Below are 26,582 nucleotides of genomic sequence, written 5' to 3' on the forward strand. Positions count from 1 at the left end.
CCGAGTCTGGCACGCGTCACCGCACGTCCCCGTACACCTCCCGGCCGCGTTGCGGCATCGGCTCGGCGAGGGGTCGGGGCGTCGCGAGCAGCGGCGCCACGAGGTCCACGGCCCCGCGCAGCCGCTCGTCGGGGGCGCCCCGCAGCTCGTGCCACGGCGCCCCGCCCGCGGCGGCCTGGGCGGCGAGCACCTCCCGGAACCGGTCCTGCATGGCGTGCCGGACGTGCTCGCCGTCGCGCATCCCGTCCTGCACGAAGGGGATCTCGTCGCCCGTGAGGAGGTACAGGTCCGGCACCCGCCCCGCCGCGAGCCGCTCGACCGACGGCGAGCGCGAGCCCGTGTACCGCTCGTGCCACAGCGTCGTGGCGAGCACGTCGGTGTCGCACACCACGAGCGGCACGGGCGTGGTGCGGGCGGCGTCGTCCTCGCGGCGGGCCTGCTCGCGCGCGATGAGGTCGAACTCGGCCGTGTGCCACGGCGCGGTGAGACCGCCCGGGCGCTCGGCGCTCCACTCTCGGCCGAACTCGAGGACGGGCTCGAGCCCGTGGTGCCGCGCGAGGGCCGCCGCGAGCGTCGTCGTGCCCGTCGACTCGGCGCCCAGCACGACGACGCGCCGGGCGAACCACGCGCGGACCTCCGCCGGGAGCGCCCACCAGTACCGGCCCGGGTCGGCGCGGACCGCGCTGCCCGAGACGGGCACGGCGACGCGGCCCGGGTCGACCTGGACCCACGCGGCGTCGAGGCGGCGCGCGAGCTCGGCGCCGTAGCCGTCGGAGGTGAGGACCGCGTCGACGGGTGCGTCCAGCAGGCCGCGCATGAGCGCCACGTGCGCGTCCCACGCGACGGGGTCGGCGTAGTCGACGGGCGTGTCGTCGACCGCGGTGACGACGCGTGCGCCCGGGAGCTCGGCGCGCAGCCAGGCCGCGCGCGTCGCGACCGGCAGCGACTCGGCCGTCGAGCCGAGCACCTGGACGGTGACCCGCTCGCAGCGCGCGAGCGCGGTCCGCACGAGCGCGAGGTGACCCGCGTGGACGGGGTAGAACTTCCCGATGACGAGGCCGTGGCGGTGGCGCCCCGTCACGCCGGCTCCCCCACGGCCACCGCGGCGGGCGAGGGCGCGGCGGCCCGGGCGGCGGCGCGGCGCCACGTGCGCAGCCCGTGCACGCACAGGCCGACGAAGAGCGCGTAGAGCACGGCGGTGAGGTGCAGGCCGAGGCTCACGTAGAGCCCCACGAGGACGACGTCGGTGACGATCCAGACGTACCAGCTGCCCAGCCACTTGCGGTTGAGCATGAGCTGGGCGACGAGGCTGAGCGCCGTCGTCAGGCCGTCCCAGAACGGCACCGTCGAGTCGGTCCAGCTGCCGAGCACGAGGGTGAGGACGGCCGTCCCCGCCGCGGTCGCCGCGACGGCCGCGGGCCACGCCCAGCGCGGCGCGGTCCGGACCTCGAGCCGGCCGCGGTCGGCGCCGCCGCGCGCCCACCACCACCACCCGAGGACGCCGAGCACCAGGTAGACCGCCTGGAGCGCGGCGCCCGCGTACAGCCCGCTGCCGACGAACAGCACGGCGAACACGACGTTGTTCGCGATGCCGATCGGGAAGGTCGCGATGTTCTCGCGCGCCGCGAGCCACACGCACAGCGCTCCCGTGACGAAGCCGACCACCTCGAGGACGTCCACGTCGGGACACCCTAGGGCGGCACGCGCGCGTCAGCGGCGCGGGCTCACCAGGCGCGCGTGCCAGTCGGCCGCGCTGACGTCCGTGAGCGAGGCGACCTGGTCGACGACCACGCGCAGGCGGGCGGCGTCGTCGTGGGCGTGCGCCCAGTCGGCCGCGAACGGCGGCTCGAGCGCGACGGGCGCGCGGTCGCCGAGCACCTCGACGAGGTCGGCGAGGATCTCGCGCTGGCGCCGGTACAGCGGCTCCTGCTCGCGCGGGGCCATGACGAACGTCACCGCGAGGCCCTTGAGCAGCAGGATCTCGGCGAGGGTGGGCGTGGGCACGACGAGCTCGGCGTCGTAGCGCGTCAGCGGGCCCGGGCCGTAGACCTCGCGCGTCGCGTCGATCGCGGCGCCGCAGAACCGGCCGATGAGCTGGCTCGTCATGTCCTTGAGCGCCGCGAGGGCGCGCCGCGAGCCGTCGTAGCCGCGGACCCACGTCGTCAGGGCGGGGAGCCGGTCCATGGCCTCGTCGAGCGCGGCGTCGGGCACGGCGTCGCCGTACCAGGCGCGCACCTGGGCGGCGACGCGCACCCGCACCTCGGCGACCTCGAGCACCTCGAGCTCGAGCCGCCCGCCGACGACGGCGTCCTCGACGTCGTGCACCGAGTAGGAGATGTCGTCGGCGAGGTCCATGACCTGCGCCTCGAGGCAGCGGACGCGGTCCGGCGCACCCTGGCGCACCCACACGAAGACCTCGGCGTCGTCCGCGTAGACGCCGAACTTGGCGGACGGCGTGCCGTCGGGCCGCAGGGGGGCGTCGGCGGCGGACCACGGGTACTTGGTCGCGGCGTCGAGGCTCGCGCGCGTGAGGTTGAGGCCGACCGCGCGGCCCGAGGCCGGGTCGGTCACCTTGGGCTCGAGCCGCGTGAGCAGGCGCAGGGTCTGCGCGTTGCCCTCGAAGCCGCCGATCGGCGCGGCGAGGTCCGCGAGCGCGCGCTCCCCGTTGTGCCCGAACGGCGGGTGGCCGAGGTCGTGAGCGAGGCACGCGGCGTCGACGACGTCCGGGTCGCAGCCGAGGGCCTTGCCGAGCTCCCGGCCGACCTGGGCGACCTCGAGCGTGTGCGTGAGCCGGGTGCGCACGAAGTCGTCCGTCGCCGGGCCGAGCACCTGGGTCTTGGCGCCCAGCCGCCGGAGCGCCGACGAGTGCAGGATGCGCGCGCGGTCGCGCTCGAACGGCGTGCGCTGCAGCGACTTCGGGGCCTCGTCGAGCCAGCGCCGGCGGTCCTCGTCCCCGTACCGGCCCACGGGGGCGGGGTCGGCGAGATCGGTCACGCGCCCACCCTAGTCAGCGGGGCGTTCCGTCACCCGGCCGCGTCGTCACGTGGGGACGACCGCGTCAGGCGAGCCGCCACACGCCGACGGCGGGGCCGTCGCCCGGCACCGCGAGCCGGTCGCGCGCGACCGTGAGGTCGGGTCCGTGCAGCGTCGCGACGTCCCCGGCGGGAGCGAGCGACCGCGGCAGCACGACGCCGGCCCACGGTCCGCGCGCGACGGCGACGAGCACGCGCTCGTCCGGCGTCTCGCGCAGGAGGACGACCGCGTCGTCCTCGACCGCGAGCCAGCGCAGCCCGCCGCGCCGGAGCGCCGCCGTGCCCCGGCGGACCGCCAGCAGGCGGCGGTACGTCTCGAACGTCGCGGAGTCCCACCGGCCGGCGTCGTCCCAGGGCATGGTGACGCGCCCGTGCTCGCCGGTGTCACCCGTCGCGCCCACCTCGTCGCCCGCGAACAGCAGCGGCGTGCCCGGGTACGTCAGCAGCAGGCCGAGGGCGACCTCGACCATCGCGGGGTCGCCGAGCAGCGTGCGGATGCGGGGCGTGTCGTGCGAGCCGAGGAGGTTCCACTGGTGCGCCGTGACCTGCCACGGCACGAGGGCGTCGAAGTCCCGCATCGACGCGACCATGGCGTGGCCGTCGCGGCGGGGCCGCGCGACCGGCAGGCCGAGCACCGGCGCCGTCGAGCCGGGCGGGGTCAGCCAGCCCCAGAGCGGCCGCGTGAAGCCGGTGTAGTTCATGTTCGCGTGCCAGGTGCCGGCGTCGAGGTCCCCCGAGGCGTCGTGGAAGTGCTCGCCGACCAGCAGCGCGTCGGGGCGCTCGGCGAGCATGGTCGCGCGGACGGTGCGCGCGACCTCGTGGGTGAGGTCGAGGTCGCGGTACCGGCCGGTCATGTTCGCGACGTCGATGCGCCACCCGTCGAGCGCGAAGGGCTCGCGCAGCCAGCGCGCGACCACCGACCCCGGCCCGCGCACGAGCCGGTCGGCGAGCTCGGGCGAGCGGTGGTCGAGCTTGGGCAGGCTGGGGTGGCCGAGCCAGCCGACGTAGCCGTCGTCGGTCCAGTGGTAGAAGGACGCCTCGGGCGCCGCGCGGTCGGCGCGCGCGCGGACGAACCACTCGTGCCCGGCCCCGGTGTGGTTCGTCGTGAGGTCGCCCATGATCCGCATCCCGCGCGCGTGGACCGCGCGGGACAGGGACGTGAGCGCCTCGTCGCCGCCCAGCAGGGGGTCCACGTGGTCGAACGTCGAGGCGTCGTACCGGTGCACCGACCGGGCCGGGAAGACCGGCGTGAGGTAGAGGACGTCGACGCCCAGCCGCTCGAGGTGGTCGAGCCGCTCCTCGATCCCCCGCAGGTCGCCACCGTAGAGCTGGCGCGACGTCGCGACGCCCGTCGCGGCGGGCTCGTCGCCCCAGCTCGCGGGGGTCGCCCACTCCGGCGTCCGGAGGTCGGAGCGGCCGTCGCGGTCGCGCGACCGCGCGAACCGGTCCGGGAAGACCTGGTAGACGACGGCGTCGCGCGCCCAGTCCGGCGCGGGGGCGTGCACGGTCACCCGGAAGTCGGTCGCGTCCGGGACGTCGCGCGCGTGCAGCCCGCGCTGGGTGAGCCAGCGGTAGCCGCCCGGCTCGTCCAGCAGGAACCGGTAGGACGTCACCGGGTTGTGCACGTCGAGCTCGGCGACGTACCAACGCTCCCCGTCGTCGGTGGTGCGGTCGAGACGCGCCGGGACGACGTGCGGCTCGCCGTCGCGCACGGACCGGAGGTGCACGGCGCGTGCCGACGAGCCCGCCGGCACGCGCACGCGCACGGGGACGACGTCCCCGAGCGCGGGCGTGCCGGGCGGGACGAAGAGCGCGCTGCCGTCGTGGTGGGGCTCGAGCGGGAGCGCGTCCGTCATCCCTTGACGGACCCCGCCGTCAGCCCGCCCACGATGTACCGCTGCAGGAAGATGAACAGGAGCACGACCGGGATGGCGCTGATGACCGAGCCGGCGGCGAACAGCCCCCAGTTGGCCGAGAGCCGGTCCGACACCCACTGGTAGAGGCCGACGGCGAGCGTCCAGTTCTCCTCGGACTGCAGGATCAGCTTGGCCAGCAGGAAGTCGGAGAACGAGCTGATGAACGACAGCAGCGCCACGACCGCGAGGATCGGCGCGACGAGGCGCAGGATGATCGTCCAGTAGATCTGGGCGTGCGTGGCGCCGTCGATCTTCGCCGCCTCGTCGAGCTCCTTGGGCACGGTGTTGAAGAAGCCGTACATGAGGAACGTGTTCACGCCGAGCGCGCCGCCGAGGTAGACCATGATCAGCGCGAGCCGCGAGTTGAGGCCGAGCGCGGGCACGACCTCGCCGAGGCTGAGGAGGAGCAGGAAGACGGCGACGAAGGCGAGCAGCTGCGGGAACATCTGGATGACCAGCAGCGACGTGAGCCCCACCCGGCGCCCGGTGAACCGGAACCGGGAGAACGCGTAGGCGGCGGCCGCTCCCATGAGCACGGTGCCGATCGCCGTGACCGACGCGATGATCATCGTGTTGGCGACCCAGGACCAGAACCGCGTCTCGTTGAGCGCGGCGAAGTTCTCGCCCGAGACGGTCCCGAAGAGGCGGTTGGAGCCGGTGAGCGTCCCGCCCGCGGAGACCGAGGTCGAGATCACGTAGAGGATCGGGGCACCCGCGTACACGACGGCGAACGCCGCGACGACGTAGCGCCAGCCGAGCTCGCTCCACCAGCGGCCCCGGCTCATCCGGGGCAGCGCGTCGGCGCGTCGGCCACGGCGGGACGGGCCGGCGGGCCGGGTGGGGTGCGCGGTGTCGACGGCCATCTCAGCTCAGCTCCTCGAGCGTGCGGGTCCTGCGGAAGGAGATCACCGAGATCGTCGCGACGATGAGGAAGATGACGATCGACAGGGCGCTCGCGAGGCCGTAGTTCTTGGCCGCGCCGCCGTCCAGGCCGGAGACCGAGTAGACCATCGTGATGAGGATGTCGGTCGCGCCGACGGGGACGGACGCGTCGCCGAAGCGCGGGTTGCCCTCGGTGATCATCTCGATGATGTTGAAGTTGTTGAAGTTGAAGGCGAACGACGAGATGAGCAGCGGCGCGGTCGCGACCAGCACGAGGGGCAGCGTGATCGAGCGCCACATGCGCAGCCGGCCGGCGCCGTCGATCTTGGCGGCCTCGACGAGGTCGCCGGGGATCGACTGCAGCGCCCCGGTGCAGATGAGGAACATGTAGGGGAAGCCGACCCAGACCTGGACGACGAGCACCGCGACCTTGGCCAGCCAGGGGTCGCTCAGCCACGCGATGTCCGCGCCGCCGAGCAGCACCGTGTTGATGACGCCGAAGTCCTTGTTGAGCATGCCGCGCCACAGGAGGTACGACATGAACGCCGGGAAGGCGTACGGGAGGATGAGCAGCGCGCGCAGCACGCGGCGGAACCGGATCCGGTCGTCGTTGAGCACGACGGCGAAGAACAGCCCCACGAAGAACGTCAGCGCGACCGAGAGGATCGCGAAGACGACCGTCCACGCGAGGACCTTGAAGAACGGCGTCGAGTAGCGCGCGTCGCCGAACGCGGTGACGAAGTTGTCGAACCCGACCGTCACGCGCCAGCCCACGGGCAGCGTGCGCCCGTCCGGCGCCTCGAACTGCCCCTCGGCGTTGGGCGCGTACTCGATCCCGTTGGAGGCGTCGACGAGGCGGTCGGCCTCCTCGTCATAGGTGAACGAGGAGCGGTAGACGTAGCCGTTGCGCGCGTCCTGCGTGCGGATCGAGCCGTCCTCGGCGTCGTCGGACACGGGCACGCGGAGGTCGACGACCTCCTCCTGGCGCTGGAGCACCTGGTCGCGCGGGAGGACGGTCCAGCCCGGCACCTCGGTGATGACGTCGCCGTCGACGACGGCGTCGGGCGCGTCCTGCAGGGGCTGCTCGGCCGAGCCGACGCGCACCTCGCCGTCGTTGACCAGCGCGAACCCGAGCCCGGCGGCGTCCTCGACGACGACGAGCGGGTAGGCGTCGGTGCCCTCGACGCGGCGCTCGTTCTGGGCGAGGAGCGCCTCGATGGCGTCGGCCTTGGTCGAGTTGTGCCCGTCGCCGTAGTTGGTGAACGCGACGTACCCCGTGTAGCCGACGACGAAGACCTGGTAGACGAGCAGGAAGGCGACGCCCGGGAGGATGTACTTGAGCGGCACCGCGCGCCGCGTGAAGTAGACCCAGTTGGCCACCACGAGCAGGGCGACCATCGACCAGAGGATGCCCCAGGACTCCTGGGCCCACGCCGCCATGACGACGTAGACGCCGAGCGCGTCGACGACGGCGAGCAGCAGCAGCTTGGCGAGGAAGCCGCGCGTGAAGGTCCGCGCGATCGAGGCGGGCCGGCGGGCGGGGGCGATGCCGTCGTCGCCCGGGCCGGGCGGAGCGCCCGCCGGGGTGACGACCTGCGGGACCTGGGGCGAGCTCATCGAGTCCTCCGAGCGGGGTGGGCCGCGTCGTCGCGGCCGGGGGTGCGCCGGCCGTCGGCCGGGGGGCCCGGGTCGGGGGACCCGGGCGGCTCCGGTCAGGACCGGGCGTGGCCGGGGGGGGGGCGGGGGGGGGGGCGCCCGGGGCGGGGCCGGGGGGGGGCCGGGCGGCGGGCCGGGGGCGGGGGACCCGGGGGGCGCGGGTCCGGCCGGGGGGGGGCCGGCGTCCGGCCCGAGGGTGTGCCCCCGGGCCGGACGCCGGTCGTCGACGAGCGTCAGGCGGCGTCGATGGCGGCCTGGATGTCCGCCACCATCTTGTCCCACCCGGAGACCGGCTCGATGGCGCCGGAGATGATGCCGGCCTCGGTCGTGCCCCAGAAGGACCACACCGAGCCCATCTCGGGGATGGACGGCATCGGGACGGCGTTCTCCGCCGCGGCACGGAAGCCCGCGGCGATCGGGTCGGAGGACACGGTGTCGGCCGCGGCCGTCAGGGCCGGGGTGCGGTCGCCCGCCTCGTAGAGCGCGATCTGCGCCTCCTCGGTGGCCATGTAGGTCGTGAGGAAGTCGTTCGCGAGGAGCTGGTTCTCGCTCTGGGCGTTGATGAAGAAGCCCTGGACGCCCGTGAACGGCTGCGCGGGCTGGCCGCCCGCCGACGGGACGGGGTCGATCGCGAGGTCCATGCCCTCGAAGGTGCCGAGCATCCACGGGCCGCCGAGGATGTAGGGCGACTCGCCGTTCTTGAACGCCTCGACCGCGATGTCGTACGTCATCGAGGTGGAGAGGACGCCCGCGTCCGCCTGGGCCTTGAGCCACGACGCGAAGGCCTGCCCGTTCGTGCCGCCGAGCGCGAGCTCGGAGGTGTACGAGCCGTCCTCCGCCTGCGTGAAGACGGGGGCGCCGAACGACGTCTGGAACGGGTAGAGCGTGTAGCCGTCGCCGGTCTCGCCGACCTGGACGAGGAACGGGTACGTCGTGCCCGCCGTCCGGCCCTTCGCGATCATCTCGTCCCACGTCGCCGGCGTGGAGTCGGCGAGCGCGGTGTTGCGGATGATGGCGATGTTCTCGATCGCGTAGGGCAGGCCGTAGACCTGGCCGTCGTACGTGAACGCCTGGACCGCGACCTCCTCGAACTCGGAGGCCTTGTCGCCGAGCTCGATCGGCGCCACGACGCCGTTCGTCGTGAGCTCGCCCAGCCAGTCGTGCGCGCCGACGGTGATGTCGGGGCCCTCGCCGCTCGGCACCTGGGTGAGGAAGTCGGTGCGGATGTCCTCGTAGTTCTTGAGGACGAGCTCGACGGACGTGCCGGTCTCCTCCTCGAAGTCGGCGGCGGCGGCCTCGACGGCGGCCTGGCGGGTCTCGTCGACCCAGATCGTCAGGCCGCCCTCGCCTGCGGCCTCGGTCTCCTGGGCGGCCGGCTCGCTGCTCTCGGCCTCGGGCTCGGCGCCGCCGCCGCAGGCGGTGAGGGTGAGCGCGGCGCCGAGGGCAGCCGCGACAAGGGGGATGCTCCGTCGCATCGTGGTCTCCAGACAGGTCGTGTCACCGGCCGCTCGGGGGTCCTTCGCAGCCCTGATGCCGGGACGTTAACCCCGGGACTCGCGCTCTTGCAACTCGTTGCGGTAACTTTCAGGCAACGCTTTCGCGCAACTCGGTGCAAGGCGTGACGACACGCCACGAGGAGGTGACCGGTGTCCTCTACGCTTCCGCACGTGCGCACCCGTCTGAAGGACCTCGCCGACCAGGCGGGCGTCAGCACCGCGACGGTCTCGCGGGTGCTCAACGGGAAGGCGGGCGTCGCGTCCGAGACGCGCAAGGCCGTGCTCGCGGCCCTCGACGTGCTCGGCTACGACCGCCCCGAGAAGCTGCGCACGCGTTCCGAGGGGCTCGTGGGGCTCATCGTCCCCGAGCTCGACAACCCCGTGTTCCCCGCGCTCGCGCAGTCCATCGAGACCACGCTGTCGGACCGCGGCTACACCCCGCTCCTGTGCACGCAGTCCCCCGGCGGCACCACGGAGGACGAGTACGTCGAGATGCTGCTCGAGCACGGCGTCGACGGCATCGTCTTCGTCTCGGGCCGGCACGCCGACACGGCAGCGAGCCGCGAGCGCTACCACCGCCTGCGCAGCCGCGGCCTGCCCATCGTCCTCGTCAACGGCTACGCCGAGGGCGTCGACGCCCCGACGGTGTCCACGGACGACACGGTCGCGGTCGAGCTGTCGCTGCGCCACCTCACGTCGCTGGGCCACACACGCATCGGTCTGGCCATCGGCCCGGACCGGTACACCCCCGCGCAGCGCAAGGTGGCCGCGTTCGTGGGGGCGCTGCGCCGCCGGGACCCTGCCGACGACGCGTCGTCCCACGTCGTCAGCACGCTGTTCACCGTCGAGGGCGGCCAGGCGGCCGGCGGCGAGCTCATCGACAGCGGCCACACGGCCGTCGTGTGCGGCTCGGACCTCATGGCGCTCGGCGCGATCCGCGCGGCCCGGTCGCGCGGCCTGCGCGTGCCCGAGGACGTCTCGGTCGTCGGCTTCGACGACTCGCCCTTGATAGCCTTCACCGATCCCCCGCTGACCACCGTGCGTCAGCCGGTCGACCGGATGGGCAGCGCCGCGGTGAGCGCGCTGCTCTCGGAGATCTCGGGGGCGCGCGTGCCGCGCACCGAGCTCCTGTTCCACCCCGAGCTCATCGTCCGCGGCTCGACAGGCCCGGCCCCTGTGGCCGCCTCCGTCACCCACCTGCCCGCCGCGGGTGCGAGCGCCACCGTCCGCTGAGCGGTCCGGCGCCGAGCTCCCCTGCACCACAGCACCCGAACAGCACCCGATCCGAGGCTGGAAACCTGTGACCACTGTCATGCCCTCGTCCACGTCCACGACGCTCGTCCACCCGGCGTCCGAGCAGGCCGCCGAGTGGTGGCGCACCGCCGTGATCTACCAGGTCTACCCGCGCTCGTTCGCCGACGCGTCCGGCGACGGCATCGGCGACCTGCCGGGCATCACGAGCCGCCTGCCGCACCTCGAGCGCCTCGGCGTCGACGCGGTCTGGCTGTCGCCCTTCTACCGCTCCCCCCAGCACGACGCGGGCTACGACGTCGCCGACTACCGCGACGTCGACCCGCTGTTCGGGACGCTCGCCGACTTCGACGCGATGCTCGCCGACGCGCACGCCCGGGGCATCCGCGTCATCGTCGACCTCGTCCCCAACCACACGTCGTCCGAGCACGCGTGGTTCCGCGCGGCGCTCGCCGCGGCGCCGGGCAGCGCCGAGCGCGGGCGCTACCTCTTCCGCGACGGCCGGGGCCCGGGTGGCGACGAGCCGCCGAACAACTGGACCTCCGTCTTCGGCGGCCCGGCGTGGACCCGCGTCGTCGAGCCGGACGGCACGCCCGGCCAGTGGTACCTGCACCTGTTCGACACGACGCAGCCGGACCTCGACTGGACGAACCCCGAGGTGCACGCGGAGTTCGAGTCCGTGCTGCGGTTCTGGCTCGACCGGGGCGTCGACGGCTTCCGGGTCGACGTCGCCCACGGCATGGTCAAGGCGCCGGGGCTGCCGGACTGGGCGGGCACGTCCGCGATGATCGACGGCGCCCACGAGGGCGAGACGGGCTCCGAGGACGGCTCGACGGGTGCCGGCAACCGCGGGCCGATGTGGGACCAGGAGGGCGTGCACGACATCTACCGCGCCTGGCACCGCGTGCTGGCCGAGTACGACGGCGACCGGTGCCTCGTCGCCGAGGCGTGGGTCGAGCCGCTGAGCCGCCTCGCGCGGTACGTGCGCCCGGACGAGATGCACCAGGCGTTCAACTTCTCCTTCCTCACGACGCTCTGGGACGCGCCCGCGCTGCGCGAGGTCGTCACCGCGTCGCTCGGCGCGAGCGACGCCGTGGGGGCGCCGACGACGTGGGTGCTGTCCAACCACGACGTCGTGCGCCACGCCTCGCGGCTCGGCCTCGAGGTCCCCGGCACCAAGCCCAACGGCATCGGCGTCGGCGACCCGCAGCCGGACGAGGAGCTGGGCCTGCGCCGCGCCCGTGCGGCGACGCTGCTCATGCTCGGCCTGCCCGGCTCGGCGTACCTCTACCAGGGCGAGGAGCTCGGCCTGCCCGAGCACACCACCCTCGACGACGCCGAGCGCGAGGACCCCACGTGGTGGCGCTCGGGCCACACCGAGCGCGGCCGCGACGGCTGCCGCGTCCCGCTGCCCTGGGCCGCGGGCGCGCCCGGCTACGGCTTCTCCCCCACCGGCGCGACCTGGCTGACCCAGCCCGCGTCGTTCGCGCGCTACGCCGCCGACGTCCAGGAGGGGGTCGAGGGGTCGACGGTGGAGACCTACCGCGCCGCGCTCGCCGTCCGACGCGAGCTCGCGCTCGGCTCGGGCTCCCTCGCGTGGGACGAGTCGCTCACGGGCCCGGACGTGGTCGCGTTCACCAACCGCGACGTGCTCGTGGTGGCCAACCTCGGCCCGGACCCCGTCGCGCTCCCGCAGGGCGCGGAGGTCGTCGCGTCGTCCGTCGCTCCCGCGACCGCGGGCACGGGGCGCCTCGAGGTCCCCGCCGAGGCCACCGTCTGGGCGCGCCTGGCCTGACCCGGTCGGGAGCCGCCGTCGGGCGCGGCCGCCGGGTGCGGTGCCGTCGCCCGGTCAGCCCAGGCCGGCGACCCAGCCGTCGCCCACGGCCACGACCCGGCCCCCCGCGGTGCCCCTGACGTCGAGGGTCCCCGCGGGGAGCCGGGCGGTCCACGCGACCTCGCCCGTGCGCAGGTCGTGCGCGGCGAGGTCGTCGGCGTCGTCGTCCCCGGCGTCCGCGGCGTCGGCGGTGCCGGCGTGCCGCAGCAGCACGCGAGCGCCGTCCGTGAGGCCGAGGGAACCGGGCTCGTCCGCGACGTCCCCGGCGTGCCACAGCACGTCGCCGGTGCGCACGTCGAGCGCGGTCGCGCCGGTCGCGTCGACGAGGACGGCGACACCGCCGACCCGCGCCGTGACCTGCGCGTCCGGGCTGCCGTCGGCCTCCCAGCGGACCGCACCCGTCGCGACGTCGACCGCCCCGACGGTGGTCGGGGACGTGGCGACGAGCACCAGGCCCGGGACCGAGCCGTCGTCGACGGCCACGGGCAGCGGCGGTCCGGCGAGCGGCACCTCGCGGTCGTCGCGGTGGACGAGGACGCCGGCCCCGCCCGGGAACCCGCCCTCCTCGTGGAAGCCCCAGACGACCTCGACCCCGCCGCGGGGCAGCAGGTGGCGCTCGACCGCCACCACGCGGGCGGGCAGCGGCTCGGTGACGGTCATCTCCCGGCCGCTGTCGAGGTTGAACGCGAGCGTGCCCGCGCGCGTGGCCAGCGTGAGGACGCCCTGCTGCCAGCCGACGTAGCGCAGGCCCGCGGCCTCGGCCGGCCGGACCTCCCGGCGCCACTGGACCGCCCCCGTGCCGGGGTGCCAGCGCGTGAGCCGGAGCGACGCGTCGTCGGCGGCCGTCACGAGCACGAGGTCGCCGCCGTGCACGTGGGAGGCGACGACGACGCCCGCGACCGTGAGCATCGGGCCGGGCTCCCCCGAGCCGCCGTCGAGCCTCGTGACCGTCGTCGTGCGGGCGGCGTCGTCCGTGGGGGTGTCCGCGTCGCCCCCGACGGCGCGGGAGCCGAGGCACAGCACGGGGGTCACCGCCCGGGAGGGCGTGCCCGGTCCCTGCGACCCCACGGCGGGCAGCGTCCGCCACGTGAGGTCGGCGAGCGGGCTGCACTCCTCGTCCGTGCCCGCCGGGCGCGCGCGCTCCCACCGCTCCGCGCCCGAGCGCGCGTCGAGCGCGCGCGTGCCGTCGGCGTCCGCCACGAGGACGAGCGGGCCCATGTCCCCGCCCACGGCGCCGACGTCCGCGCGCCAGCGCTCGCGCAGCGGGTGGTCGAGCGGGAGCAGCTCGACGCCGCCCTCGCCGAGCCCCGCCAGGAGCGCGTCCGTCCTCGCCTGCCGCACGGTCGCGACCGTCACGACGACCGCGACCACGACGACGACCGCCGCGAGCGCGAGCCGGTGCCGCCGGCGGCCCCGGCGACCGGCCGCGGGGCGGGGCGGGGGCGGAACGAGCCAGCCGCCGAAGCGTCCGGGCGCGACCTCGTCCGGGCCGTCGACGAGCTCGACGTCGACGGCCCCACCCGCACGACCCGACCGGGGCGTACCCATGCTCGAATGTAACGCCCGGCGCCGGCCGTGCCGAGGGTCAGCCCAGGCCGACCACCGCGGTGTCGGTCGCGAGGAGCAGCCGCCCGCCGCCGACGCTCGTCAGGCCCCAGGCCGGGCCGTCCACGGCGACGCGCCAGGCCTCCTCCCCGTGGGCCACGGTGCGCGCGACGAGCGTCGACCCGCGCCCGTCCTCGCCGGTCTCCGTCAGCAGCACGAGCTCGCCGTCCGTGACCCCGGCCGGGTAGCCGGAGCCCGCCGAGGCCACTTCCCAGAGCGTCGCGCCGGACCGGAGGTCCACGCCGAGCGTCCGGGTCCCGTGCGCCAGGACGAGCACGCCGTCGACCGCCACGAGCGCCGAGGCGAAGCCGAGCTCGGCGGTCCACCGCACGTCGCCCGTGCGTACGTCGAGGGCTGCGAGGCCGTCCTCATCGGCGACCACGAGCACCTCCGGCACGGCCCCGTCGTCGACCCAGGGCGCGAGCGGCGGCGCGGGGAGCGCGAACCGCCTGGTCCCGTCCGCGCCGACCACGTGCCCGCGGCCACCCTCGGCGTCCCACGTCCACACGGCGGTGGACCCGTCCGGCAGCGCGGACTCCCACGCGTCCGAGGTGGCCGCGGTGGCGTCGAGCGGGTCCACCTCGGCGCCCGTGACGAGGTCCACCGCCGCCGCACCCACGTCACCCGTGATCAGCACGACGTCGCCGCGGCGCTCCCAGCCGAGCGCACCGGAGCCGGGCGTCGTCGCCGAGAACGCCTGCGCGCGCGTCGTCGTGTCGACCAGCTGCTCGCCGGTCCGCGGGTCCCAGGCGACGACGTGCAGGGTCCCCTCGGGCGTCGTGAGGAGCACCGCGACCGAGGTCGGCGTCCACTCGACGCCGAGCAGGCCGCCCGACGCCGCGAGCACGTGGCGACGCTCGCCGGTGCGCGCGTCGAGGACGAGGAGCTCGTGCTCGCCGTCGCGCGCGCCGGCGGTCTCGGAGTAGGGCACGCAGACCAGCAGGTCCGCCTCGAGGCCGGGGCCGTCCGCCCAGCCCGCGCCGTCCGTGGAGGGACGGCAGTACTCCGAGCCGGCGCGCGCGTCCCGGTCGAGGCCCCACGCGACCGCGCCCGTGACGGGGTCCACCGCGCGGAGGCCGTCGGGCGTGTCGAGGAGGACGTGGTGGCCGAGGTCGGCCGCGAGCCAGCCCTCGACGCGCCACCGTTCCTGCACGGGCTCTGCGAGCGACGCGACGACCCCGGGCTGCCCGGCGAGCCGCGCGTCGCGCGCGCGGTCCGCCCGCACCTCCGCGACGTTGGCGCCGACGACGAGCGCGAGCGCCGCCGCGGCGGCGACCCCGCCGAGCGCGCGGAGCCGGCGGCGACCGCGCCGGTGACCGGGGGCCTCGTCGGCGAGCGGCGCCCCGTCCGCGTCGTCCCCCGCCGGGGGCGGCCCGTCGCGCGGGCCGTACGCCGGGTCCGCAGGCGCGTCGTCGAGCACCACCTCGACGACCCCGGTCGGCTCCGGGCCGCGGCGCGCGCGCATGCGGCCACCCTAACCAGCGGGTCCGCGCGTCGGACCGCCGGCGTCAGCCGCCGGAGACGCTCAGCTCCGCCTCCTGGAGCGAGCGACGGAAGGACTCGCTCAGCTCGCGCGAGTCGAGCCAGCCCTCGGGCAGGTGCGGCCGCTTCGGCGAGCCGGCGCGGCCACGCTGGCCCTCGGCGCCGACGCCCGGGTAGGGCTGGTCGAGGTCGAGGCGCGCGAGCAGCTCGTCGAGGTGCTCGAGCGTCTCCACCAGCGCGAGCTCGGCGCGCAGCACGCCGCCCACCGCGTAGCCCTTGAGGTACCAGGCCATGTGCTTGCGGAGCTCGCGGAGCGCCTTGAGCTCGTCCCCGAACTCCTCGACCATGAGCTCGGCGTGCCGCCGGACCACGCCGGCCACCTCCCCCAGCCCCGGCCGGACGCGCGCGTCCGAGCCGCGCATCGCCGCCGCCAGGTCGGCGAAGAGCCACGGCCGTCCCTGGCACCCGCGGCCGACGACGACGCCGTCGCACCCGGTGCTCGCCATCATCTCCAGGGCGTCCTCGGCCGACCAGATGTCGCCGTTGCCGAGCACCGGGATGTCGGTGACCGCCTCCTTGAGGCGCGCGATCGCGGGCCAGTCCGCCGTGCCCGAGTAGTAGTCCGCCGCGGTCCGCGCGTGGAGCGCGACGGCGGCGACGCCCGCGTCCTGGGCGACGCGGCCCGCCTCGAGGTAGGTGAGGTGGTCGTCGTCGATGCCCTTGCGCATCTTGATCGTCACGGGTACCCCGTGCGGCGCGGCCGCGTCGACCGCGGCCCGGACGATCGACGCGAACAGGTCCCGCTTCCACGGCAGGACGGCGCCGCCGCCCCGGCGCGTCACCTTGGGCACGGGGCAGCCGAAGTTGAGGTCGACGTGGTCGGCCCGGTCCTCCTCGGCCAGCATCCGCACCGCGAGCCCGACCGTCGTCGGGTCGACGCCGTAGACCTGCACGGAGCGCGGGGTCTCGTCGGGGTCGTGGCGGATGATGCGCAGCGACTCGGGCGTGCGCTCGACGAGGGCACGCGACGTGACCATCTCGGCGACGTAGAGGCCCGCGCCGTGCTCGCGGCACAGGCGCCGGAACGCCCGGTTGGTGACGCCCGCCATGGGCGCGAGGACGACGGGCGGGGACACCGTGATCGGGCCGATGGTCAGCGGTGCGGCGGCCACCGGCGCGGCGGTCGGCGCCGGGGGCGCGCCGGCTGAGGTCGTGGTCACCCGCCCATTGTCCCCCACCCCCCCCCCGCGGGGCCCCGCGCGCTACCGTCGGGAGCATGGAGCGACCCGTGGACCACGTGTGGACCGTCGAGGACCACCTGGCCGGCGCCCCGCCCGAGCACGTCGCGCTCTACCGGCAGGTCGAGGCCCTCGTGCACGCCCAGGGGCCGGTCGTGGTGTCGGTCTCGAAGACGACGATCACCTTCAAGGGCCGGCGGCGCGGCTTCGCGGGCGCCCGCCCGACCCGCCGGGGGGTGCGCGGCTACCTCGACCTCATGCGTCCGGTGGACGACGACCCCCGCATCACGAACGTCACCCCGTACACGGCGCGGCTCTTCGTGCACCAGTACCTCCTGCGCTCGCCCGACGACGTCGACGCGACCTTCGAGGCCTGGGTCCACGAGGCCTACCGCGTCGGCGAGGGCGACCACCTCGGCGCCTGACCACCTCGCGCGGACCGGTGCGTCCGGGGACACAACCGCGGGCGGGGGTGCTGCGTTCTCTACGGTGTGACCACCATGGCCAGCGCAGCGGGTCCCCCCGGCGGGCAGCTCCACGACGTCGGCCGGGCGCCGGGGACGACGTCGTCGTCCCGGTCGGGCGGCGCGACCGCGACGCGGAGTTCACCGCCTTCGTCACGCGCCACCAGGCCGACCTCCTGCGCACCGCCTGGCTGCTCGTGGGTGACGGCCACCGCGCCGAGGAGCTGACGCAGCAGGCCCTCGTGCGGACCTACACCGCGTGGGAGCGGGCCGGGTCCGGCGACCCGCTCGCCTACGCGCGCCGCGTGCTCGTCAACCTGCGCGTCGACACGTGGCGCCGGCGCCGGCGCGAGGTGCTGGTCGCGCCCGAGGAGATGCCGGAGGGCGCCGGACCCGGCCGGGCCGACACGGCCGACGCGACGGCCGACCGGGACCAGCTCGTCCGCGCGCTCGCGACGCTCACGCCGCGCCAGCGGCGCGTCGTCGTGCTCCGGCACCTCGTCGGGCTGCCCGAGGCCGAGGTGGCGGCCGACCTCGGCGTGAGCGTCGGGACCGTGAAGTCCACCTCGTCGCGCGCGCTCGCCGACCTCCGCACGCGGCTCGCCCTGCACGACGCGGCCCCCGCGACGTCCCCCCGGAGCACCCGATGAGCCCTCTGGCCGACGACGCCGTCGTCACCGAGCTGCGCCGCCGTGCGGCGGACGCGCCGCCCATGACGCTCGACCCCGCGGCCGTCCTCGTGGCGGGCCGCCGCCACCGGCGCCGCGCCGGTGCCGTCCGGGCCGCCGCCGGCGTCGCCGCCGCGGCCGCCGTCGTCGTCGGGGTGGCGCAGCTGCCGGCCGTGCTCGGCGACGACCGGACGGCGCCACCGGCGGCGCGTCAGGAGGCCCGTCCCCTCGGGCCGGACCTTGTCGTCGCGCTCGACCGCGGCGTCCGCGCGGCGAACCGCCCGGTGGTCACCGCCGGCACGAGCGCCGGCGACGTGCTCGGCCTCGGCGTGCTCGCCCTGCCGGTCGAGGGGGACGGCGCGCCCGAGCCGCCCACGCTCGGCGTCGGCCCGCTCCAGGTCGAGGGCGACGACGCGTCGCCGACCGACGGCGTGACGTTCACCCTCACGGCGTCGGGCGCGGGCGTCTCGTCGGCGTGGGACGTGCGCTGGGACGACGAGGTGGCGGGGCCGGGCGTCGGCGGGCCGTCGCCCGCCTCCGTCGAGGTCGGCGCGGACGGCCTCGACGCGCAGCCCGGGACGTACGTCGCCGGCGCGGTGCCGGCCCGGCTCGACACGCCGCGCGTGCTCGTCGACGTGGCGGTCCTCGCGGCCGACGGCACCGCGGTCCCCGGCGACGGCGGCCTCGTGGAGCTGCCGACGTTCGCGTCGCCCGCCGGCGACCACCTCCTCTACGCGGCGTGGGTGCCCGACGGGCGCACGGTGCGCACCGACCGGGAGGGGACGGCCCCCGAGGCGCCACGGACGCTCGCGAGCGCCGTGGTCCTCCTCGGCGACGACGGGACCGTGGTGGTGCGGTCGTCCCGCTGCACCGGGCAGGCGCTCGCGACGTGCCCCGCGGACGTCGCCGAGCGCGTGACCGCGGGGCTCGCGGCGCTCGGCGCCACCCCGGGCGACGGCGACCCCACGGTCACCGCGGACGGGCTCGCCCTCGTGGGCGCCGCGGACGTCGCCCCGGCCGCCGACGCGGGGGCGGTCGACGTCGGGGTCGAGGGCACCTCGGACCGGGACCCTGGGCGTTGGGTCCTCCGCGTCGCGGGCAGCCCGCCGACGCGCACGGTCGCCGTCGAGCGGCGCGCGCCCACCGGCGCGGTGCTCGCCTCGGGCGGCGCGACGACCACCGCCGACTCCGCGGGCGACCCCGAGTGGGTCGCGTTCTCCCAGGACGACGCCCTGGCGGTCGGCGGTCTGCTGCCGCCGGGCTTCGCGGGCGGCACCGTCGACGCGACGCTCGGCTGGGGCGCCGACGCGCCGACGCTCCCCCTGGTCGCGTTCGACGTCCCGGGCGTCGAGACGCCCGCGTGGTTCGTCCTCGCGACCGCGGGCGAGGGCGCAGGGAGGGGACGGCCCGACCTCCGCGTGGTCATGACCGCGCCGGACGGGCGCGTCGCGACCGTCCGCGCCGGCTGGTCGTAGGACGGCGACGGCGCCCGTCCCGGCACGTGCCGGGACGGGCGCCGTCGTCACGGTCCCGGGCGGCCCCACGCCGGGGCCACCCGCTGCCGTCAGGCGCCGACGAGCCGCTGCGCGAGGTACCCCTGCACCTGGGCGAGCGCGACGCGCTCCTGCGCCATGGTGTCGCGCGAGCGGATGGTCACGGCCTGGTCCTGCAGCGAGTCGAAGTCGACCGTGATGCAGAACGGCGTGCCGATCTCGTCCTGGCGGCGGTAGCGCCGGCCGATCGCCCCCGCGTCGTCGAAGTCGACGTTCCACGCCCGGCGCAGCTCGGCCGCCAGGTCCCGCGCGACCGGGGAGAGGTCCTCGTGGCGCGACAGCGGCAGCACCGCGGCCTTGACGGGCGCGAGGCGCGGGTCGAGGCGCAGCACCGTCCGCGTGTCGACGCCGCCCTTGGCGTTGGGCGCCTCGTCCTCGGCGTAGGCCTCGACGAGGAACGCCATGAGCGAGCGCGTCAGGCCCGCCGCGGGCTCGATGACGTAGGGCACCCACCGCTCGTTCTTGCCCTGGTCGAAGTACGACAGGTCCTGACCCGAGTGCTCCGAGTGCGTGCGCAGGTCGAAGTCGGTGCGGTTCGCGATGCCCTCGAGCTCGCCCCACTCGCTGCCCTGGAAGCCGAAGCGGTACTCGATGTCGACCGTCCGGGTCGAGTAGTGCGACAGCTTCTCCTGCGGGTGCTCGTAGAGCCGCAGGTTGTCGCGCGCGATGCCGAGGTCGGTGTACCAGTCGGTGCGCGTGTCGATCCAGTACTGGTGCCACTCGGCGTCCGTGCCGGGCTCGACGAAGAACTCCATCTCCATCTGCTCGAACTCGCGCGTGCGGAAGATGAAGTTGCCCGGCGTGATCTCGTTGCGGAACGACTTGCCGATCTGGCCGATGCCGAACGGCGGCTTCCGGCGCGACGTCGTCATGACGTTGGCGAAGTTCACAAAGATGCCCTGCGCCGTCTCGGGCCGCAGGTAGTGCAGGCCGGACTCGTCCTCGACCGGGCCGAGGTACGTCTTGAGCATCATGTTGAAGTCGCGCGGCTCGGTCCACTGACCCTTGGTGCCGCAGCTCGGGCAGGGCACGCCGGCGAGGCCGCCCTCGGCCTCGCGGCCCTTGCGCTCGGCGAACTCCTCGAGCAGCTGGTCCTCGCGGAAGCGCTTGTGGCAGGACAGGCACTCGGTCAGCGGGTCGGTGAACACGCCGACGTGGCCGGACGCCACCCAGACCTGGCGCGGCAGGATCACCGACGAGTCGAGACCGACGATGTCGTCGCGGCTCGTCACCATGGCCCGCCACCACTGCTTCTTGATGTTCTCCTTGAGCTCGACGCCCAGGGGTCCGTAGTCCCACGCCGACCTCGTACCGCCGTAGATCTCCCCCGACGGGAAGACGAAGCCGCGCCGCTTGGCGAGGTTCGTGACGGCGTCGAGGCGGGAGGTCGGTGCCACAGCTGCTCCAGTGGTCGGCGGGCCCGCACGTGGCTCGCGCGGGCGGGAGGGGACGCGGCCCGGACCGCGTCCGGGCAACCGCACCAGGCTACCGGCGGTGCACCGGTGCGTCCGCCGGGCGGTTTGACAACGGTTCTCATTACTCTTGAGAATCATCCTCATGTCCCCGCGCCCCGCCGCCCTCGTCCTCGCGTCCGCCCTCGGGCTCTCGGCGTGCGCCGCCGCCCCGGCCGGTGACGGCAGGCTCGAGGTCCTCGCCTCCATCTACCCGCTGCAGTTCGTCGCCGAGCAGGTCGGCGGCGAGCACGTCACGGTCGAGCCGCTCACGCCGCCCGGTGCCGAGCCGCACGACGTCGAGCTGTCGCCCCGCCAGGTGCGCTCGGTGGGCGAGGCCGACGTCGTCGTCGTGCTGACCGGGTTCCAGGCCGCCGTCGACGCCGCCCTGGAGGCGCGTGCGCCCGAGCACGTCGTCGACGCCGCGGCCACCCCCGCGGTCGCCGAGCACCTCGCCGAGCACCCGGACGAGGAGGCCGAGGGAGCGGGCACGGACGACGGCCACGACCACGAGGGCGGGGACCCGCACTTCTGGCTCGACCCGACGCTGCTCGCCGCCGTCGCGACCGACGTCGCGGTGACGCTCGGCGAGGCCGACCCCGAGCACGCCGAGGACTACGCCGCCAACGCCGAGGCGCTCGGCGCCGACCTCGGGACGCTCGACGGCGAGCTCGCCGCAGGCCTCGCCCAGTGCGAGCGGCGGGTGGTCGTGACCGCGCACGAGGCGTTCGGCTACCTCGCCGAGCGCTACGACCTCGAGCAGGTCGGGATCTCGGGCCTCGACCCCGAGGCCGAGCCGTCGCCCGCGCGCCTGCGCGAGATCCGGGACACGGTCGAGGCGCACGGCGTCACGACGGTCTTCACCGAGACGCTGGTCAGCCCCAAGGTCGCCGAGACGCTCGCCGCGGACCTGGGCATCGGCACCGCCGTGCTCGACCCGCTCGAGAGCCAGACGGACGCCGCGCACGACTACCGTGACGTCATGGCCACGAACCTCGAGGCGCTCCGCGCCGCGCTCTCGTGCACGTGAGCGACGGCGTCGCGGTGCGCGCCTCCGGCGTCCACGTCACGCTCGGCGGCGCACCGATCATCCAGCACGTCGACCTCACCGTCCGCGACGGCGAGGTCGTCGCGCTGCTCGGGGCGAACGGCTCCGGCAAGTCGACCCTCGTGCGCGCCCTGGTGGGCGTGGTGCCGGCGGACCGCGGGAGCGTCGAGCTGCTCGGCGCGCCGCTCGGTCGCGGCGTGCCGTGGGACCGCGTCGGGTACGTCCCGCAGCGCGTCTCGGCGGCGTCGGGCGTGCCGGCGACGGCCGCGGAGGTCGTCGAGTCCGGCACGCTGCACGCGCGCCGCCTGCGGCCGCCGCGCGACGCGCACCGCCGCGTCCACGAGGCGCTCGAGCAGGTCGGGCTGGGCGCGCAGGCGCACCACCCCGTCCGCCAGCTCTCGGGCGGCCAGCAGCAGCGCGTGCTCATCGCGCGCGCGCTCGTGCGCCGGCCCGACCTCCTCCTCCTCGACGAGCCCGTCGCCGGCGTCGACGTCCCGAGCCAGCGCGCGTTCGCGGACGCGCTCGCGTCCCTCGCCGCCGCCGGCACGACCGTCCTCGTCGTGCTGCACGAGCTCGGCGCCCTCGCCCCGCTCGTCCGCCGCGCCGTCGTGCTGCGCCACGGCAGCGTCGTGCACGACGGCGCCCCGCCGCCCGCCGCGCACGAGCACGCCGGCCCCGAGCACGACCACGTCCACCCGCACGCCCCGTACGACGGCGGCGCGGACGACGCCGACGCGGCGCTCACCCCCCGGGTCGGGTGGGACCGGTGACCGCGTGGACCGAGCTCGCGGGCATGCTCGGCGACCCGCTCATGCAGCGCGCTCTCGTCGCGGCGCTCCTCGTCGGCGTCACCGCGCCCGTCATCGGCACCTACCTCGTGCAGCGGCGCCTGTCGCTGCTCGGGGACGGCATCGGCCACGTCGCGCTCACGGGGGTCGCCCTCGGCTGGCTCGTGGGCTCGCTGTCCGGGCTGGTGCCCGTCGACGCGCTCGCGATCCCCGGGGCGGTCGTCGCGGCCGTCGTCGGCGCGGTCGTCATCGAGCTCGTCCGCGAGCGCGGGCGCACGTCCGGCGACGTCGCGCTCGCCCTGCTCTTCTACGGCGGCATCGCGGGCGGCGTGCTGCTCATCTCGCAGGCGGGCGGCACGAGCGCCAACCTCATGGGCTACCTGTTCGGCTCGATCTCGACGGTCACGTGGGCCGACCTGGGACTCACGGTCGCGCTGACCGCGATCGTGCTCGTGGTCGGCGTCGGGCTGCGCGCGGCCCTGTTCGCCGTGAGCCAGGACGAGGAGTTCGCGCGCGCGGCGGGGCTCCCCGTCCGCGCCCTCAACCTGGCGATCGCCGTGGTCGCGGCGCTCACGGTGACCGTCGCGATGCGGGTGGTCGGGCTCCTGCTCGTCAGCGCGCTGATGATCGTGCCGGTCGCGGCCGCGCAGCTCGTCACGGCGTCCTTCCGCCGGACGATGTCGCTCGCGATGGTCGTCGGCGCGGTCGTGTGCGTGACCGGGCTCGCGATCACGTACTGGCACGACGTCTCGCCGGGGGCGACGATCGTCGTGCTGGCGATCGCCGTCTACGGCGTGGTCGCGCTCGTCGGGCCCGCGGTGCGACGCCGGCGGGCGGAGGCGTCCGACCCGCACCCCGCCGTCGACGACGACGTGCAGCTCGTGGGAGGTGAGCGGTGATGCAGCGCATGACGCGCCAGCGCTCGGCGGTCGCCGAGCTCCTGCAGGACGTCGACGACTTCCGCAGCGCGCAGCAGCTGCACGAGCAGCTGCGCGGCCGCGGCGAGGGCATCGGCCTGGCGACGGTGTACCGGACGCTCCAGTCCCTCGCGGACGGCGGCGAGGTCGACGTGCTGCGCTCGGGCGACGGCGAGGCGCTCTACCGGCGCTGCGTGCGCCGCGAGCACCACCACCACCTCGTGTGCCGCTCGTGCCGGACGACCGTCGAGATCGACGGGCCCACCGTCGAGGCGTGGGCCGCCCAGGTCGGCGCGTCCCACGGGTTCAGCGACATCGAGCACACCATGGAGCTGTTCGGCACGTGCGCCGCGTGCGCCGCGGACGGCCGGGCGCCCACGGAGGGGGCTGCGGCGGCCGACGGCGACGGACGGGGCCGGGGTGCCTGACTGGCTCGACGGCTGGCCCTTCCTGCCCGTCTACCTCTTCTTCGTCGCCGGCGCCGCGATCAGGTCGCAGGCGACGTACTGGGCCGGGCGCGGCATCGCCCTCGGCGTCCTGCGCTCGCGCTGGTCGCAGCGGCTCGACCACCCCCGCGTGCGGCGCGCGACCGCGGCGATCGAGCGCTGGGGCATGCCGGTCGTCCCGCTGTCCTTCCTCACCGTCGGGTTCCAGAGTGCCGTCCACGCCGCGGCGGGGCTCCTGCGGCTCCCCTGGCTGCGCTACACGCTCTGGGCGATCCCCGGGTACCTGCTGTGGGCGCTCGTGTGGGCGGGCGGCGGCATGGCCACCGTCGCGGGCGCCGTCGCGCTCGCGGCGCAGTCACCGTGGGCGCTCGCCGGAGCCGTCGTCGTCGTCGCGGTCGCGGTCGCGCTCGTGGTCCGCGCACGCCGCGCGCGCCGCACCCTCCCGAGCGCGGACGCCGCGGACGCAGCGGTCGGGACCGCGGAGAGTGCCGCCGGGCACGCGCCCTCCGCGGGCCCGTCGGACGACGGCGCCTCCGCCGGTCCGGGGCTGCCGGTGCCGCGGCGCGGCTGACGTCCCGGACGCCCCGGTCCCAGCCGGGCGGAGGGGCGGGCCGAGGTCACTCTCGGGCCGAGGTCAGTGGCGCTGCGACACGCAGAACTGGTTGCCCTCGGGGTCCGCGAGCACGACCCACGTGAACGACGGCGTCTCGTGCCGCGCGATCTCGAGGGCCCCCTCGCCGAGCAGCCGCTCGACGGAGAGCTCGCGGTCGGCCGCCTCGAGGTCCAGGTGGACGCGGTTCTTGCCCGGCGTCGGGTCGCTGACCTGCTGGAACCCGAGCACCGGCCCGCCGTGCTCGCCCGGTGACACCATGAGGAACCAGCCGTCGTGGTCCGCGACGACCTCCCCGCCGATCTGGCGCGCCCACCACCCGGCGAGGGACCGCGCGTCGCGGCAGTCGAAGGTCACCATGCCGACCCGCAGGCCCGTGCTCGTCGTCATGGCGCGACCGTACCGGCCCCGCGCACCGGCCGCAGACGCTCGGGGCACGCCGCGCGGACCGGTCGCCGGCCGGGGCATCCCCCTCAGGTCGCCGAGCGGTCGACCGCGCCCCCGTAGCGGCGGTCGCGGCGCGCGTAGGTCTCGACCGCGCGCCACAGGTGCCGGCGGTCGACGTCCGGCCAGTACTCGTCGAGGAAGACCATCTCCGCGTACGCGGCCTGCCAGATCATGAAGTTGGAGGTCCGCTGCTCCCCCGACGTCCGCAGGAAGAGGTCGACGTCGGGCAGGTCGGGCTCGTCCAGGAAGCGCGCGACCGTGCGCTCGTCGACGCGCTCCGGGTCGAGGCGGCCCGCCGCGACCTCGCGCGCGATCGCCTTGGCCGCGTCGGCGACCTCGGCGCGGCCGCCGTAGTTGACGCACATGGTCAGCGTGCACACGTCGTTGCCGCGCGTGAGCTCCTCGGCGGTCTCGAGCTCGGTGATGACGGAGCGCCACAGGCGCGGCCGCCGCCCCGCCCAGCGCACGCGCACGCCCCACGAGTGCATGGTGTCGCGGCGGCGGCGGAGCACGTCGCGGTTGAAGCCCATGAGGAAGCGGACCTCCTCGGGCGAGCGCTTCCAGTTCTCGGTCGAGAACGCGTAGGCCGAGACGTGGGTGACGCCCACCTCGATGGCACCCGCGACGACGTCGAGCAGCGCCGCCTCGCCCGCCGCATGACCGGCGGTCCGGGGCAGGCCGCGGGCGTTGGCCCAGCGCCCGTTGCCGTCCATGACGATCGCCACGTGCTTCGGCACGAGCTCGCGCGGGACCTCGGGGGGCCGGGCGCCCGACGCGTGCGGCGGCGGCGGGACGACGACGTGCTGCGGGCGCGCGGCGTCGCCGCGGCGGGCGCGCGCCATCAGACGCGCTCGACCATGCGCAGCGAGCGCAGACCGCGCTCGAGGTGGAACTGCAGGAACGCCGCGACGAGCCCGCTCGCCTCGCGGCGGTGCCGCTCGTCGCTCGCGTCCGCGGTCGCCCACTCGCCCGTGAGGAGCGACGCGAGGAGCTCGAACGTCTCGGGGGCCGGCGAGGCCGCGCCCGGCGGGCGGCACGCGCCGCACACGGCACCGCCGGAGCCCACCGCGAACGCCCGGTGCGGCCCGGGCGCCCCGCAGCGCGCGCAGTCGGTGAAGGTCGGGGCCCAGCCCGCGACGGAGAGCGCACGGAGCAGGTAGGAGTCCAGCACGAGGCCGGGCGCGTGCGCGCGCTCGGCGAGCGACCGCGTGGCCGCCGCGAGGAGCAGGAACTGCTGCGTGGCCGGCTCGCGCTCCGCCTCGACCAGGCGCTCCGCCGTCTCGAGCATCGCGGTGCCCGCGGTGTACAGCGCGTAGTCGCCGCACACGGCGCGCGCGTACGGGCCGAGCGTCTCGACCTGGGTGACGATGTCCAGGCTGCGCCCCGTGTAGAGCTGGGCGTCGACGAGCATGAACGGCTCGAGCCGGGACCCGAAGCGCGACGACGTGCGCCGGACCCCCTTGGCGACCGCGCGCACCTTGCCGTGGTGGCGGGTCAGGAGGGTCACGATGCGGTCGGCCTCGCCCAGCTTCTGGGCGCGGAGCACGAGCGCCTCGTCGCGGTAGAGGCTCACCGCACCATTGTCCCCCCGGGCGGTGACACCCGTGCCGGCGGCGCGCGGAAAAGGGCGGGACGCGCCCGCGGCGCCCGCGCTAGCGTCGGGCCCGGGCGCGCCGACGCGTGCCGACCCGCAGGAGCCGTGGGCGCAGGAGCGCACCGGCCGGAACTGTGCCCGAGGAGGTGCTGACGATGACCGTCGACGAGGCCGTCACGCCGTCCCCCTCCCCTGCACGCCCGC

Annotated in this window: 24 protein-coding genes; 10 read left to right on the top strand and 14 right to left on the bottom strand. The window is 75.8% G+C overall.

Annotated features, from left to right (window positions below; translation table 11 throughout):
- Window positions 1–16: 16 nt before the first annotated feature.
- The 7 genes from JIG38_RS02795 to JIG38_RS02825 all read right to left on the bottom strand — a co-directional run bounded on the left by JIG38_RS02795 (window position 17) and on the right by JIG38_RS02825 (window position 8,961).
- Complete coding sequence (locus tag JIG38_RS02795) at window positions 17–1,081, bottom strand: AAA family ATPase (RefSeq protein WP_199422022.1); 1,065 nt, start codon at window positions 1,079–1,081, stop codon at window positions 17–19.
- A complete protein-coding gene (gene pnuC / locus JIG38_RS02800) occupies window positions 1,078–1,680 on the bottom strand; it encodes a nicotinamide riboside transporter PnuC (protein WP_199422024.1) in 603 nt (200 codons plus the stop codon). Before pnuC ends, JIG38_RS02795 begins: the two co-directional genes overlap by 4 nt.
- Before the next feature lie 30 nt (window positions 1,681–1,710).
- Window positions 1,711–2,994 (bottom strand): deoxyguanosinetriphosphate triphosphohydrolase, encoded by a 1,284-nt coding sequence (locus tag JIG38_RS02805; protein WP_199422026.1) that lies wholly within the window; start codon window positions 2,992–2,994, stop codon window positions 1,711–1,713.
- A gap of 64 nt (window positions 2,995–3,058) precedes the next feature.
- Window positions 3,059–4,888 carry a glycoside hydrolase family 13 protein gene (locus JIG38_RS02810; RefSeq protein WP_199422028.1) on the bottom strand — a complete coding sequence of 610 codons (1,830 nt, stop codon included), beginning with the start codon at window positions 4,886–4,888 and terminating at the stop codon, window positions 3,059–3,061.
- Entirely contained in the window at window positions 4,885–5,811 is a 927-nt protein-coding gene (locus JIG38_RS02815; RefSeq protein WP_199422030.1) for a sugar ABC transporter permease, read from the bottom strand. The genes JIG38_RS02810 and JIG38_RS02815 overlap by 4 nt, the downstream gene beginning before the upstream one ends.
- A 1-nt stretch (window position 5,812) precedes the next feature.
- Entirely contained in the window at window positions 5,813–7,447 is a 1,635-nt protein-coding gene (locus JIG38_RS02820; RefSeq protein WP_199422032.1) for an ABC transporter permease subunit, read from the bottom strand.
- 272 nt (window positions 7,448–7,719) lie between these two features.
- The gene (locus JIG38_RS02825; protein ID WP_199422034.1) at window positions 7,720–8,961 is read right to left on the bottom strand and encodes a sugar ABC transporter substrate-binding protein; all 1,242 of its coding nucleotides are present in this window, start codon (window positions 8,959–8,961) and stop codon (window positions 7,720–7,722) included.
- 192 nt (window positions 8,962–9,153) lie between these two features.
- On the opposite strand from JIG38_RS02825, the gene JIG38_RS02830 reads away from it, so the two are divergent.
- Together JIG38_RS02830 and JIG38_RS02835 are read left to right on the top strand one after the other, a co-directional pair.
- Window positions 9,154–10,215, top strand: coding sequence for a LacI family DNA-binding transcriptional regulator (locus JIG38_RS02830; protein WP_307844501.1), 1,062 nt, complete (start codon window positions 9,154–9,156; stop codon window positions 10,213–10,215).
- A gap of 79 nt (window positions 10,216–10,294) precedes the next feature.
- On the top strand, window positions 10,295–12,028 hold the full coding sequence (locus tag JIG38_RS02835; RefSeq protein ID WP_199422037.1) for a glycoside hydrolase family 13 protein: 1,734 nt from the start codon (window positions 10,295–10,297) through the stop codon (window positions 12,026–12,028).
- 54 nt (window positions 12,029–12,082) lie between these two features.
- On the opposite strand, the gene JIG38_RS02840 is transcribed toward JIG38_RS02835, so the two are convergent.
- Genes JIG38_RS02840 through dusB form a run of 3 tightly spaced genes read right to left on the bottom strand, consistent with a single transcriptional unit; the run spans window position 12,083 to window position 16,374 of the window.
- Window positions 12,083–13,615, bottom strand: a complete 1,533-nt coding sequence (locus tag JIG38_RS02840) for an outer membrane protein assembly factor BamB family protein (protein ID WP_199422039.1) — start codon at window positions 13,613–13,615, stop codon at window positions 12,083–12,085.
- Window positions 13,616–13,652: 37 nt separating this feature from the next.
- Window positions 13,653–15,137 (bottom strand): PQQ-binding-like beta-propeller repeat protein, encoded by a 1,485-nt coding sequence (locus JIG38_RS02845; RefSeq protein ID WP_199422041.1) that lies wholly within the window; start codon window positions 15,135–15,137, stop codon window positions 13,653–13,655.
- Window positions 15,138–15,180: 43 nt separating this feature from the next.
- Window positions 15,181–16,374, bottom strand: a complete 1,194-nt coding sequence (gene dusB / locus JIG38_RS02850) for a tRNA dihydrouridine synthase DusB (RefSeq protein WP_199422043.1) — start codon at window positions 16,372–16,374, stop codon at window positions 15,181–15,183.
- 56 nt (window positions 16,375–16,430) lie between these two features.
- Here dusB and JIG38_RS02855 point away from each other — a divergent pair, with 56 nt between their 5' ends.
- From JIG38_RS02855 to JIG38_RS02865, 3 genes are read left to right on the top strand one after another with little or no spacing between them, the layout of a single operon-like run.
- Complete coding sequence (locus JIG38_RS02855) at window positions 16,431–16,817, top strand: DUF5655 domain-containing protein (protein WP_199422045.1); 387 nt, start codon at window positions 16,431–16,433, stop codon at window positions 16,815–16,817.
- A 47-nt stretch (window positions 16,818–16,864) separates the two neighbouring features.
- Window positions 16,865–17,506: a SigE family RNA polymerase sigma factor gene (locus JIG38_RS02860; RefSeq protein WP_307844503.1), complete on the top strand. Its 642-nt coding sequence runs from the start codon at window positions 16,865–16,867 to the stop codon at window positions 17,504–17,506.
- Window positions 17,503–18,999 carry a hypothetical protein gene (locus JIG38_RS02865; RefSeq protein WP_199422047.1) on the top strand — a complete coding sequence of 499 codons (1,497 nt, stop codon included), beginning with the start codon at window positions 17,503–17,505 and terminating at the stop codon, window positions 18,997–18,999. The genes JIG38_RS02860 and JIG38_RS02865 overlap by 4 nt, the downstream gene beginning before the upstream one ends.
- An 89-nt stretch (window positions 19,000–19,088) precedes the next feature.
- Here the strand turns inward: JIG38_RS02865 and JIG38_RS02870 are convergent, their stop codons facing one another.
- On the bottom strand, window positions 19,089–20,474 hold the full coding sequence (locus JIG38_RS02870) for a glycine--tRNA ligase (protein WP_307844504.1): 1,386 nt from the start codon (window positions 20,472–20,474) through the stop codon (window positions 19,089–19,091).
- Between the two features lie 160 nt (window positions 20,475–20,634).
- Between JIG38_RS02870 and JIG38_RS02875 the strand changes: the two genes are divergently transcribed.
- From JIG38_RS02875 to JIG38_RS02895, 5 genes are read left to right on the top strand one after another with little or no spacing between them, the layout of a single operon-like run.
- Window positions 20,635–21,558 carry a metal ABC transporter substrate-binding protein gene (locus tag JIG38_RS02875; protein WP_199422049.1) on the top strand — a complete coding sequence of 308 codons (924 nt, stop codon included), beginning with the start codon at window positions 20,635–20,637 and terminating at the stop codon, window positions 21,556–21,558.
- Complete coding sequence (locus JIG38_RS02880) at window positions 21,555–22,346, top strand: metal ABC transporter ATP-binding protein (protein ID WP_307844506.1); 792 nt, start codon at window positions 21,555–21,557, stop codon at window positions 22,344–22,346. Before JIG38_RS02875 ends, JIG38_RS02880 begins: the two co-directional genes overlap by 4 nt.
- Window positions 22,347–22,369: 23 nt before the next feature.
- Window positions 22,370–23,263, top strand: a complete 894-nt coding sequence (locus tag JIG38_RS02885) for a metal ABC transporter permease (protein WP_199422224.1) — start codon at window positions 22,370–22,372, stop codon at window positions 23,261–23,263.
- Window positions 23,263–23,709, top strand: coding sequence for a Fur family transcriptional regulator (locus JIG38_RS02890; RefSeq protein WP_199422053.1), 447 nt, complete (start codon window positions 23,263–23,265; stop codon window positions 23,707–23,709). Before JIG38_RS02885 ends, JIG38_RS02890 begins: the two co-directional genes overlap by 1 nt.
- Window positions 23,702–24,298 carry a DedA family protein gene (locus JIG38_RS02895; protein ID WP_199422055.1) on the top strand — a complete coding sequence of 199 codons (597 nt, stop codon included), beginning with the start codon at window positions 23,702–23,704 and terminating at the stop codon, window positions 24,296–24,298. The genes JIG38_RS02890 and JIG38_RS02895 overlap by 8 nt, the downstream gene beginning before the upstream one ends.
- 63 nt (window positions 24,299–24,361) lie before the next feature.
- Here JIG38_RS02895 and JIG38_RS02900 read toward each other — a convergent pair whose 3' ends face one another.
- From JIG38_RS02900 to recO, 3 genes are all read right to left on the bottom strand, one after another.
- Window positions 24,362–24,727 carry a VOC family protein gene (locus JIG38_RS02900; RefSeq protein ID WP_199422057.1) on the bottom strand — a complete coding sequence of 122 codons (366 nt, stop codon included), beginning with the start codon at window positions 24,725–24,727 and terminating at the stop codon, window positions 24,362–24,364.
- A gap of 83 nt (window positions 24,728–24,810) precedes the next feature.
- Window positions 24,811–25,626 (bottom strand): isoprenyl transferase, encoded by an 816-nt coding sequence (locus tag JIG38_RS02905; RefSeq protein WP_199422059.1) that lies wholly within the window; start codon window positions 25,624–25,626, stop codon window positions 24,811–24,813.
- Window positions 25,626–26,357 carry a DNA repair protein RecO gene (gene recO / locus JIG38_RS02910; protein WP_199422061.1) on the bottom strand — a complete coding sequence of 244 codons (732 nt, stop codon included), beginning with the start codon at window positions 26,355–26,357 and terminating at the stop codon, window positions 25,626–25,628. Before recO ends, JIG38_RS02905 begins: the two co-directional genes overlap by 1 nt.
- Window positions 26,358–26,582: the final 225 nt, after the last annotated feature.

It is taken from the genome of Actinotalea solisilvae (assembly GCF_016464425.1).
Lineage (GTDB): Bacteria > Actinomycetota > Actinomycetes > Actinomycetales > Cellulomonadaceae > Actinotalea > Actinotalea solisilvae.